The organism is Pseudomonas sp. QLc11A, assembly GCF_052112305.1.
In the GTDB taxonomy this organism is placed as follows: Bacteria; Pseudomonadota; Gammaproteobacteria; order Pseudomonadales; family Pseudomonadaceae; genus Aquipseudomonas; species Aquipseudomonas laurylsulfatiphila.
Genome location: NZ_JAVAJJ010000035.1, coordinates 1 through 9,762, shown reverse-complemented (window position 1 = coordinate 9,762; position 9,762 = coordinate 1). Strand labels below are relative to the sequence as shown.

Here is a 9,762-nt window from a genome sequence, read left to right as displayed (position 1 = left end):
TTTGTTTAGTGTGTTGTGTTGCCCCCGTGGTTGACACCCTGGTGTTCTGCGGCAGGGTCAGAGGTGTTTAAGGGACAGGGGTTGGTGTTGTTGGGGCAGATGCATGGGGAGGGGGTTTTGGTGGTTGTTGATTGAGTACACCCCCACACGACCTCACAGACATACGCCGAATCACTATGGGAGCGGGCTTGCCCGCGAAGGCGGCCTTCCAGCCGAACATTTTCTACAGCTGGCCCAACATCCTCACCCCCAAGCCAATCCCTCTACCCCGGCAATCTCAACTCCGCACACAACCCACCCCCTTCACGATTGCTCAAGGTCAACGACCCTCCAATCGCTATCGCCAGTTGCTGGGCAATCGCCAACCCCAACCCGGTGCCGCCGGTGCTGCGGTTGCGGGAGTTTTCCACGCGGTAGAAGGGTTCCATCACGTGCTTGAGTTCTTCTTCGGCAATTCCCGGGCCGCGGTCGAGGATCTTGATCGACAGCTTGCCGTCGGCCTGTTTTTCCACGCGCAACTCGGCGGCCCCGGCAAATTTCAAGGCGTTGTCCGTCAGGTTGACCAGCACCCGGCGCAGGGCGTGGGGGCGGGTGTCGATGACGGTGGAACTCTTGCCTGTGAGTTGAACGTCCTTGCCCATGTCCTGGTAGTCGAACACCAGGCTGTCGAGGAACGAGTCGAGGTCGGTGCGGCGGCTTTCTTCGGTGGCGCCGTGGATGCTGCGGGCATAGGCGACGCCTTCGCGCACCAGGTGTTCCATCTCGCCCAGGTCGTTCCACAGTTTGTCTTTTTCGCTGGAGTCATCCATGAACTCGGCGCGCAGTTTCATGCGGGTGATCGGGGTTTGCAGGTCGTGGGAGATCGCTGCGAGCAATTGCATGCGTTCTTTCAGGTACGCCGCGATGCGTGCCTGCATCGCGTTGAAGGCCTTGGCGGCGTGGGCGACTTCGGTCGGGCCTTTTTCGTCCAGGAGTACGGGGTGGGCGTTGGGGTCCAGAGTTTCGACGGCCTCGGCGAGGCGGGTGAGGGGGCGGATGGCGATTCTGACCGCCAACCAGGAACAGGCGAGCATCAGTGCAAGTTGCCCGAGCAACACGAAGGGCAGCCAGGGCGACAGCGGCACCATCGCCGGGCGGAGGTCGATGGTCAGCGGGCTGCCATCCGCCAGGTTCAGGTGCACTTGGAAGTGTTTTTTCGGCCCAGGAATCTCAGTAAAGGTCATCGGGTAATCGTGGCCGATGGCGTCCTTGATCGAGGCGATGGCAATGGGCGCATCGGGCATGTCGGTGCGGATGGGCGTGCCCGGCGAACCCTCGTTGAGCAGGTAACTGTAGTTGCGCCGCTCCAGTTGTTTGAGCCAGGCGGCTCGTTCATCGGCGGGCAAGCGGTCGAGGATGGCAACGGAGGTGGAAACATCGGTTTCCAGGTTGCCGAGCATGGTGTTTTTCGAAGATTCGTAGCGTTCGTAGTACTGCGCACCGAAGGACAATGCCTGAGCGAGGATCAGGCCGATCAGGAAGATCAGCGACAGCCGCGAAGCCAGGGTCCGCGGCCAATGCAGCGCCTGCGTCATGATGGGTCGCCCAGGATTTCCACCGGCAGGGAAAACACATAGCCTTCGCTGCGCACGGTCTTGATGTAGGCCGGTTCGCGGGCGTCGTCGAGCAGGCGCTGGCGCAGGCGACTGACCAGCAGATCGATGGAGCGGTCGAACAGGTCGGCGTCCCGGCCCTGGGTCAGGTTGAGCAATTGATCGCGGTTGAGCACCCGTTGCGGATGGTCGAGAAACACCCGCAGCAATCGATATTCGGCGCCGCTCAGGGCGACCATGGTGCCGTCTTCATCGAGCAGGTGACGGGCCGAGGTGTCCAGGCGCCAACGGCCGAAGGCCAGCAGGCGGCTGGCTTCGGTCACCACCAGGTTCGGCGGCAGCATGCGGGTGCGCCGCAGCACCGCGTTGATCCGCGCCAGCAGTTCACGGGCAGCGAAGGGTTTGGCCAGGTAGTCGTCGGCGCCCATTTCCAGGCCGAGGATGCGGTCGGTTTCATCGTTGCGTGCAGTCAGCATCAGGACCGGCGTGGTCTTGTGTTTGCCGGCGCGCAGTTCGCGGCAGAGCAGCAGGCCATCGTCCCCCGGCATCATGATGTCCAGCACGATCAGGTCCACCGGGGTGGTTTCCAGAAACGCGCGCATCTGCCGCCCATCCGCCACGACGGTGGTGCGCAGGCCGTTCTTCTTCAGGTAGTTGCCTACCAGCTCGCGGATTTCGCGGTCATCGTCAACGATGAGGATGTGATCAACGTGATCCATTGGGCCAAACCTCTGATGAATGGGGATTGCCACACAGTCTATCGAGCCCGGGCGGGGGCGCCTGCCGCCCTTTGTATTGCAGTGTATCCGGCCTGCCTGCGGATACACACGAAGGCAAAAAAGCCGATTTCCGGGGGGTTTGTATTGCTCTGTATCTGCGCCCGGTTCTGATACGTACCGATTGATTCACGCCGATTCCCGACACAGACGAGATACCTCGCAGGCTTTTAATAGGTTCCATCGAGGCAAACCAGAGCGCCTCGGCCCAACGAACCAACGACCTGTTGAAACCTTGAGGAACTCGCCATGAACACCAAAGCCGTCTACGCCGCTTGCCTGTTTGCCGCCCTGAACATCTGCACCCTGTCGGCCCGCGCCGAAGCCGATGTTGCGCCAAAAACCTACACCTATGGCAGCCATCTTGACATCAGGAAAGTGGTTTCGCTGACCGAGGACGCTTCGCCTTCCTGCGGCGTGGTCAATGCACGGCTGACGTACCTCGACTCCCAGTCGAAAACCCAGGTGCTGGATTACAGCAAATTCGCCGACCACTGCAACTCGGAAAACTGAGTGCTGCGATCAACGACCGCCTAATCCCATTGAATCAGGAAGGACATCATGAACAACGTATCCCGCTTTCTTACCGCCATCGCCTTTTCCGTCGCCGGTGCGGCGGCCCATGCCAACGCCTCTGTCGAGCAAAGCGCCTGCGGCAGCAACACCTGCTTCCAGCTGACGCCCGTGGCAGAGAAGGGCACCCAGGGCTTCCTTGCGCAAGACGGTTCCAACCGTACGCCGCAAGGGCAGATGCTCGCCGAGAACGGTGCCAGCCGCACGCCTCAGGGACAGTTGCTGGATGAACAGACAGCTTGAAAACACCCCAATCCACTGTGGGAGCGAGCCTGCTCGCGAAAGCGATTGTCCGGTCAACGATGTGTCGCCTGACCCGACGCCATCGCGAGCAGGCTCGCTCCCACATTGGCTCTATGTCGCCCTCTGAATTGTATTAGGTGATCCCATGTTACTCATCGCTTTCCTGGGCGGCATATTGACCGTCCTCAGCCCGTGCATCCTGCCGGTCGTGCCCTTCCTGTTCGCCGGAGCCGACCGCACACGCGCCTCGATCCTGCTGACCCTCGGCGGCATGGTCCTGACCTTCGCCCTGGTCTCCAGCCTGGCGGTGGTCAGCAGTGAGTGGGTGATACAGGCCAGCAACACCGGCCGCCATGTTGCCCTGTTCGTGATGGTGCTGTTCGCCCTGTCGCTGATTTCCGCCCGGGTCGGTGACTGGCTGGCGCGCCCCTTCGTGTTGCTGGGCAATCGCATCGACCCGGACTCGCGCAAAATGTCCGGGCCGCTGGCGTCGATCATGATCGGTGTCGCCACCGGGCTGCTCTGGGCACCCTGCGCCGGGCCGATCCTCGGGGTGATTCTCACCAGCGCCATGCTTCAGGGCGCGAACGCCGTTACCAGTCTGTTGTTGGTGGCCTATGGCGCGGGCAGTGCGTTGTCCCTGGGTGTCTTGATCTTTGCCGGGCGTGGCCTGGTCAATCGCTTGAAACCGTCGATTCCGGTCACTGGCTGGCTGCGCCGGGGCGCCGGGGTTGCGGTGCTGGCCGGTGCGGCGGTGATCGCAACGGGGGCCAACGACCTGTTGCTGGCCAACACTTCATCGGAAGGTGTCAGCCGTGTCGAGAAAAACGTACTGGAGGCCGTGCCGAAAGTCGTCGATTACCTGGTCAGCAAGGTCAAGGCCGACAGCACCATGGGCAACGCCCAGGGCGCGATGCCGTCGTTGTCCGGCGCTGTGGACTGGATCAACTCACCGGCACTGACCAACGAAGCCCTCAAAGGCAAGGTGGTGCTGGTGGACTTCTGGACCTTCGACTGCATCAACTGCAAGCGCACCCTGCCGTACGTGAAGGACTGGGCGAAGAAATATGAAAAGGACGGACTGCTGGTGATCGGCGTGCACACGCCTGAATACGGCTTTGAACGCATCATCGACAACGTCAGGGACAAGGTGAAGGAATACGGCATCACCTACCCGGTGGCGATCGACAACAACTATGCGATCTGGCGCAACTTCGACAACCAGTACTGGCCGGCGCACTACATCATCGATGCCAAGGGGCAGGTGCGTTACACCCACTTCGGTGAAGGCAGCTACGACACGCAGGAGAAAGTGATCCAGCAGTTGCTGGAGGAGGCCAAGGCCAGCGCGCCAGCGGCTTGAACCGTTTGATCAATGGCTCACAGGTCCCGCGCCATGAGCCATTGATCTTTTTCCCATGCCTGAAAACGCTCCAGCACCACCCAGCCACGCCTGGCGTAATAAGCGCTCTGGTCCTGGGTGTGCAGGTAGATCCTCTTCTCGCCGTTGGCTTTGGCTTGCGCGCAAATCCCTTCGATCAAACGCTCCGCCAAGCCCTTGCCGCGTGCCTCGGGAGTGATGAACACACAAGCGAGCCAAGGCCCCAGATCCGGGCGATGGGTCAGGTCAGCCTTGGCCAGCGCTGCACCGCCCAACAGTTCGTCGTGGTCGAGGGCGATCAGGCACTTCCAGTCGCCATTATCCTGGCCTTCGGCGAATTCCCGTTGCCAGTCGGGCAGGGGCTGTCCGGCGTATTCGTAGTGGAACTGCCGGTGGATCCACGAAGCGAATGTGTTGCTGTGCTGCCTATGTAGAGCAAGCCAGTCCAGGCGGGGTGCCATGTGATGAGTCCTTTCCGGGTTCAGTCGCTGGGTAGCGAGAGTAGCGGGCCTGGGCGGTGTTGTCGCCCCTGCCGGTTCAGCGACCGCTCAAGTGATTCGAGGCCGCATGACCACGCCGCCACGCCGCCGGCGGTGCACCGTACTCGCGACGAAAGGCGCGGCTGAAGGCGGTATCGGTCTGGTAGCCGACTTCCTCGGCGATGCGCGTCAATGAGTTGTTGCTGCTGCGCAACAGGTTGGCGGCGAGCAACATCCGCCATTGCGTCAGGTACTGCATCGGCGACACCCCCACCAGTTGCTGGAAGCGCTCGGCCAACACCGATCTTGAAGTGCTGGCGGTGCGCGCCAGTTCGTCCAGCGTCCAGGCGTGGCAGGGCTTTTTGTGCAAGGCGTTGAGGGCCGCGCCGACGATGCGGTCGCGTACTCCGGCCAGCCAGCCGGTGCGGCCTTCGCCCTGTTCGTTCATGTACAGGCGCAGCACTTCGATGAACAGCACTTCGGCGAGTTTGGCCAGGACCCCTTCGCCGCCGGGGCGGGGCGAGCGGGCTTCGGCGAGGGCGTAGCGCACGGAGGATTCCAGCCAGATACCGGCACTCGAACCGCGTACGTTGACCCGTACCACGGGCGGCAAGCCCTTGAGCAACATGCCCGCCAGGCGCGTGTCGCACGCCAGGTAGCCACACACCAGGCGGGTGACCGCGCCACCACCGCCATAGCTCAGTTGGCGGGGCCGGCGCGCCAGCACCGCATCCAGTCGCGCACCCGTGGCCGGGGGCAATCCCGGTCGGGAGCACATGCGATGGGCGTCGCCCTGAGGGAAAATCACCACGTCGCCGGCGCTCAGCAGCAGCGGCGGGTCATCGCCCAGTTCGACGTAGCACTCGCCATCGGTGATCAGGTGAAAGATCACCACCCGTTCCGCATCGGGCTCCAGGAACGGCGCGGCCGTGTCGGCGCTGGGCGACTGGTAGCACCAGGGCGCGGTGAACCGGGCGTTGATGAAGATCGCGCCGACCAGGTGCACCACCCGCAGGGTCTGTGACAGAGCGTCCATAGGGATTTCCCCGTGACAGGATTCCTGATTGTGAACGCGTCGGTGCGCCGTGTGGAATCTCCGGACGATCGGGCAGGCCTGGGCGACGATCGGGCAGGACGCCAGCGCCCGTCAGGACGATAGTTTGATCACAGGGTGAGAGCCGCCCTGCCATCCAGAACAACAAAGAGAGGTTGCCATGCCTAAGTTCGTCATTGAACGTGAGATCCAGGGCGCCGGAGCTCTGTCGGAAAGGGATTTGAAAGCCGCTTCGCTAAAGTCCTGCCAGGCTTTGCGTGAGTTGCCAGAGGTACAGTGGCTGCAGAGCTATGTCACTGGTGACAAGCTCTATTGCGTGTACATCTCGCCGAGCGAGGCGCAGATCCAGGAACACGCCAGGATCAGTGGTTTTCCCGCCAACCGCATTTCCCGGGTCATGAACATCATCGACCCGACGACAGCGGAGTAACCGCGATCAGGCCCGATTCGTGTTTCAACCCAGAGACTGCCTCCATGAGTACACCCATTGATCTGACTGCCTTGAAAAACCGTCAAATGGCCTCCTGGGCCAGCGGCGACTACGCCGTGATCGGCACCACCCTGCAAATCGTCGGCGAGCAACTGGCCGAAGCCTGCGACCTGTTGTGCGATGAGCGCGTGCTCGACGTCGCCGCCGGCAACGGCAACGCGACCCTCGCGGCCGCGCGCCGAGGCTGCAAGGTGACGTCCACCGACTATGTCGCCGCCTTGCTGGAGCGCGGCGAAGAACGGGCCCGGGCAGAACGCCTGAACGTCTCTTTCCAGGTCGCCGATGCCGAAGCCTTGCCCTTTGCCGACGCCAGCTTCGACGCTGTGCTTTCCACTTTCGGTGTGATGTTCACGCCGGACCAGCCCAAAGCCGCCGCGGAGCTGGCGCGAGTCTGCCGCCCGGGCGGGCGGATCGGCCTGGCCAACTGGACACCGGAAGGCTTCGTCGGCCAGATGTTCAAGACCCTGGGCCAGCACCTGCCACCGCCACCGGGAGCGAATCCGCCCTCGCGCTGGGGCACCGAAGCCTGGCTGCACGAGCACTTCGACGAGCGGGACTTCCTGCTGCAGGTGACGCGCCGCACGTTCAATTTCCGCTATCGCTCTGCAGCGCATTTCATCGACACCTTCCGCCAGTGGTACGGGCCGGTGCACAAAGCCTTCGCCGCACTGCCCGCGGACGGCGCCAAGGCCCTGGAAGCGGACCTGACCGAGCTGATCAACCGGATGAACCGGGCGGGCGACAAGTCGCTGGTGGTGCCGAGTGAGTACCTGGAGGTAGTGATCACGCGGCGTTAATGGCCTTGCATAAGTCCTTGTAGGAGCGAGCTTGCTCGCGATGGACTCGAAAACACCGCGTGCATCCAGAAATCACGCGTAATCGTTATCGACCATCGCGAGCAAGCTCGCTCCTACAGGGGCTGTGTTCAGACACGCTAAACAACCTCCGCCCCCCGCGCCTCCAGCAACTCGCGCAACACCGACCGATGACAATGCGCTTCATCTTCGCAATAACAGCCCACGGCCAGGGACGTGCTGTGAGACAGCGCGGCCAGCAGGTCCAGCATCTGGCTGGCGGCGGGCTGGTTCATCTCGGCCTTGAACTTGCATCGGAACACCTCCCAGGCTTTGGCATCCTGTGCAGCCTTGGCCTCGGCCACCAGTTCCGCGCTGGGTGACAGCAAGGGCTGCCAGACATCATAGAAATCCCGGCTGGCGAATTCGGCTTTCGGTACACCACGGGGAGGGCGGCGTACCGTGCCCAGGCGCAAGCCTTCGTCGGGGCGACGCGGCGAACCCAGTTGAACGATATGGACCGCCATGGCTACTTGAGCCGCGATTCGTCGAACCACTCCAGCGCCGTGCGCCAGAAGCAGATACCGAGGAAATACGCCGACATCAGCAGCCACAGCCCCATCACCATCGGGTTGATCACCGGATGGTTGAGCACCAGCGACAAGCTGCACAGCAACCAGATGGCCGTCACCGCGATGTTGATCGGCATGAACCGGCGCACGCGGAACGGGTGCAGGAATTTCATCCGGGTCACGGTCAGCAGGGCCAGGCCAATCACGGTCAGGAAGGTGATCCACGGCGACGGGGCGATGATGTACAGGCACAGGGCAACCACGTTCCAGGCGGCGGGGAAGCCCTGGAAGTAGTTGTCCTTGCTCTTCATGTTGACGTTGCAGAAGCAGAACAGCGACGACACCAGAATCAGCGACACGCTCAGCAGCAGGGTGTAGTCCGGCAACGGGATGTAGCGATAGATGAACAGCGCCGGGATAAACACATACGTCAGGTAATCGATCACCAGGTCGAGGATCGAGCCATCGAAGCTCGGCAACACCGACTGCACGTTGACCTTGCGCGCCAGTGCGCCGTCCAGTCCGTCGACGATCAGGGCGACACCCAGCCACAGCAGGCAATGGGTCGGCTGGTTTTCCAGCAGGGACAGGGTGGCGAGGAAAGCGGTGACCACGCCGGTGGCCGTAAAACCATGGGCGCCCCATGCTTTGAGTCTGGCGATGTACAGGGTTGAAATCACAGGGGCGTTCTCCAGTGAATGAAGCAAGCCAGTTGACGCCCCGCGCAAGGGGGGCGGTGGCAACCGGGTCGGGTTGCAGGTATCGACCGGGTATCCGCGGATAAGGTTCACCACCTATCAATCTTAGTCGTGCTAAAAAAAATACCCCGGACAATCCGCAGTGATGCGGGTGCGTCGGCCCAACGGCGCTGGCACATTCGTCTGCGAGGTCTATCGTTGCCTGACTGGATAGAACCCCTTTCCAAGAGGACAAGCGTCATGAACACCAGCGATCTGCTCGAACAGTTATTGCGCGCCGGCCAGGGCTCGATGGCGCAACAGAGGGGCAGTGGCGCGTCGGCCCAGGGCGGGCTCGGCGACCTGGGCGGATTGCTCGGCGGGTTGTTGGGCGGTGGCGCCGGTGCTGGTGCTGGTGGCGGTGGCGCAGGGTTGGGCGGTTTGCTCGGTGGTTTGCTGGGCGGCGGTTCGCCGATGGGCGGCGCACCCAAAAGCCGCTCCGGTGGCGGCACACATTATGCGGCGCTGGCGTCCCTCGGCATGATGGCGTTCCAGGCGTACCAGGCCTGGCAACGCAGCCAGGCGTCGGCACCGCAGGAGGCACCGCGCACCGTGGACTTGCTCGCCGGCCCGGAAGCCGAGGAACACAGCCATGCGATCCTGCGGGCATTGATTGCTGCGGCCAAGGCCGATGGCCGGATCGATGAGTCCGAAAAGCACATGATCAGCACTGAAATCGGCCGTCACACCGACGATCCGCAATTGCAGCAATGGCTGGACGAAGAGGTCGCCAAGCCGCTGGACCCCAGTGAAGTGGCGCAGTCGGCCACCGACCCCGGCATGGCCTCGGAGATGTACCTGGCCAGCGTGATGCTGGTGGACGACCAGCAGGACGCCGAGCGCAACTATCTGGATGAACTGGCCGCCGCATTGCAGATCGAGCCAGAGTTGCAATTGCGTCTGGAGCAACAGGCCAAGGGTACTGCCTAAAGCTTCGCGAGCAGGCTCGCTCCCACAGGTTGATCCGCGCCGAACGCAGATTCTGCGTGCGCTGAAAATCCCTGTGGGAGCGAGCCTGCTCGCGATGAGGCCGGCACAGCCAACATCCTTGGTGCCTGACACACCGCTTCG

12 protein-coding genes are annotated in these 9,762 nt (G+C 62.6%); 6 read left to right on the top strand and 6 right to left on the bottom strand.

Annotated features, from left to right (window positions below; genetic code table 11):
• Positions 1–263: 263 nt before the first annotated feature.
• Positions 264–1,574 carry an ATP-binding protein gene (locus Q8X48_RS29660; RefSeq protein WP_407802133.1) on the bottom strand — a complete coding sequence of 437 codons (1,311 nt, stop codon included), beginning with the start codon at positions 1,572–1,574 and terminating at the stop codon, positions 264–266.
• Complete coding sequence (locus Q8X48_RS29655) at positions 1,571–2,311, bottom strand: response regulator (protein ID WP_407802132.1); 741 nt, start codon at positions 2,309–2,311, stop codon at positions 1,571–1,573. Before Q8X48_RS29655 ends, Q8X48_RS29660 begins: the two co-directional genes overlap by 4 nt.
• 306 nt (positions 2,312–2,617) lie before the next feature.
• Here Q8X48_RS29655 and Q8X48_RS29650 point away from each other — a divergent pair, with 306 nt between their 5' ends.
• The 3 genes from Q8X48_RS29650 to Q8X48_RS29640 all read left to right on the top strand — a co-directional run bounded on the left by Q8X48_RS29650 (position 2,618) and on the right by Q8X48_RS29640 (position 4,547).
• Complete coding sequence (locus tag Q8X48_RS29650; protein WP_126045326.1) at positions 2,618–2,881, top strand: DUF2790 domain-containing protein; 264 nt, start codon at positions 2,618–2,620, stop codon at positions 2,879–2,881.
• A 48-nt stretch (positions 2,882–2,929) separates the two neighbouring features.
• Positions 2,930–3,184 (top strand): hypothetical protein, encoded by a 255-nt coding sequence (locus Q8X48_RS29645; protein ID WP_407802130.1) that lies wholly within the window; start codon positions 2,930–2,932, stop codon positions 3,182–3,184.
• 145 nt (positions 3,185–3,329) lie between these two features.
• Entirely contained in the window at positions 3,330–4,547 is a 1,218-nt protein-coding gene (locus tag Q8X48_RS29640) for a cytochrome c biogenesis protein DipZ (RefSeq protein ID WP_407802129.1), read from the top strand.
• A gap of 17 nt (positions 4,548–4,564) precedes the next feature.
• Here Q8X48_RS29640 and Q8X48_RS29635 read toward each other — a convergent pair whose 3' ends face one another.
• Positions 4,565–5,026, bottom strand: a complete 462-nt coding sequence (locus Q8X48_RS29635; protein ID WP_407802128.1) for a GNAT family N-acetyltransferase — start codon at positions 5,024–5,026, stop codon at positions 4,565–4,567.
• Positions 5,027–5,102: 76 nt separating this feature from the next.
• Complete coding sequence (locus tag Q8X48_RS29630) at positions 5,103–6,080, bottom strand: AraC family transcriptional regulator (RefSeq protein WP_407802127.1); 978 nt, start codon at positions 6,078–6,080, stop codon at positions 5,103–5,105.
• A gap of 178 nt (positions 6,081–6,258) precedes the next feature.
• Here Q8X48_RS29630 and Q8X48_RS29625 point away from each other — a divergent pair, with 178 nt between their 5' ends.
• Positions 6,259–6,528, top strand: a complete 270-nt coding sequence (locus Q8X48_RS29625; protein ID WP_102701709.1) for a DUF4242 domain-containing protein — start codon at positions 6,259–6,261, stop codon at positions 6,526–6,528.
• Positions 6,529–6,572: 44 nt separating this feature from the next.
• Complete coding sequence (locus Q8X48_RS29620; protein ID WP_095968202.1) at positions 6,573–7,385, top strand: class I SAM-dependent methyltransferase; 813 nt, start codon at positions 6,573–6,575, stop codon at positions 7,383–7,385.
• 137 nt (positions 7,386–7,522) lie between these two features.
• Here Q8X48_RS29620 and Q8X48_RS29615 read toward each other — a convergent pair whose 3' ends face one another.
• Both Q8X48_RS29615 and pcsA read right to left on the bottom strand, forming a co-directional pair.
• The gene (locus Q8X48_RS29615; RefSeq protein WP_407802126.1) at positions 7,523–7,909 is read right to left on the bottom strand and encodes a DUF488 domain-containing protein; all 387 of its coding nucleotides are present in this window, start codon (positions 7,907–7,909) and stop codon (positions 7,523–7,525) included.
• A gap of 2 nt (positions 7,910–7,911) precedes the next feature.
• On the bottom strand, positions 7,912–8,634 hold the full coding sequence (gene pcsA / locus Q8X48_RS29610) for a phosphatidylcholine synthase (RefSeq protein ID WP_407802125.1): 723 nt from the start codon (positions 8,632–8,634) through the stop codon (positions 7,912–7,914).
• Between the two features lie 258 nt (positions 8,635–8,892).
• Here pcsA and Q8X48_RS29605 point away from each other — a divergent pair, with 258 nt between their 5' ends.
• Positions 8,893–9,621, top strand: a complete 729-nt coding sequence (locus Q8X48_RS29605; RefSeq protein ID WP_407802124.1) for a tellurite resistance TerB family protein — start codon at positions 8,893–8,895, stop codon at positions 9,619–9,621.
• Positions 9,622–9,762 lie beyond the last annotated feature (141 nt).

What these genes read in the sequence shown, in the direction of transcription:
- Q8X48_RS29660 (WP_407802133.1), bottom strand. Translation starts at nt 1,574, where the DNA reads ATGACGCAGGCGCTGCATTGGCCGCGGACCCTGGCTTCGCGGCTGTCG.
- Q8X48_RS29655 (WP_407802132.1), bottom strand. Translation starts at nt 2,311, where the DNA reads ATGGATCACGTTGATCACATCCTCATCGTTGACGATGACCGCGAAATC.
- Q8X48_RS29650 (WP_126045326.1), top strand. Translation starts at nt 2,618, where the DNA reads ATGAACACCAAAGCCGTCTACGCCGCTTGCCTGTTTGCCGCCCTGAAC.
- Q8X48_RS29645 (WP_407802130.1), top strand. Translation starts at nt 2,930, where the DNA reads ATGAACAACGTATCCCGCTTTCTTACCGCCATCGCCTTTTCCGTCGCC.
- Q8X48_RS29640 (WP_407802129.1), top strand. Translation starts at nt 3,330, where the DNA reads ATGTTACTCATCGCTTTCCTGGGCGGCATATTGACCGTCCTCAGCCCG.
- Q8X48_RS29635 (WP_407802128.1), bottom strand. Translation starts at nt 5,026, where the DNA reads ATGGCACCCCGCCTGGACTGGCTTGCTCTACATAGGCAGCACAGCAAC.
- Q8X48_RS29630 (WP_407802127.1), bottom strand. Translation starts at nt 6,080, where the DNA reads ATGGACGCTCTGTCACAGACCCTGCGGGTGGTGCACCTGGTCGGCGCG.
- Q8X48_RS29625 (WP_102701709.1), top strand. Translation starts at nt 6,259, where the DNA reads ATGCCTAAGTTCGTCATTGAACGTGAGATCCAGGGCGCCGGAGCTCTG.
- Q8X48_RS29620 (WP_095968202.1), top strand. Translation starts at nt 6,573, where the DNA reads ATGAGTACACCCATTGATCTGACTGCCTTGAAAAACCGTCAAATGGCC.
- Q8X48_RS29615 (WP_407802126.1), bottom strand. Translation starts at nt 7,909, where the DNA reads ATGGCGGTCCATATCGTTCAACTGGGTTCGCCGCGTCGCCCCGACGAA.
- Q8X48_RS29605 (WP_407802124.1), top strand. Translation starts at nt 8,893, where the DNA reads ATGAACACCAGCGATCTGCTCGAACAGTTATTGCGCGCCGGCCAGGGC.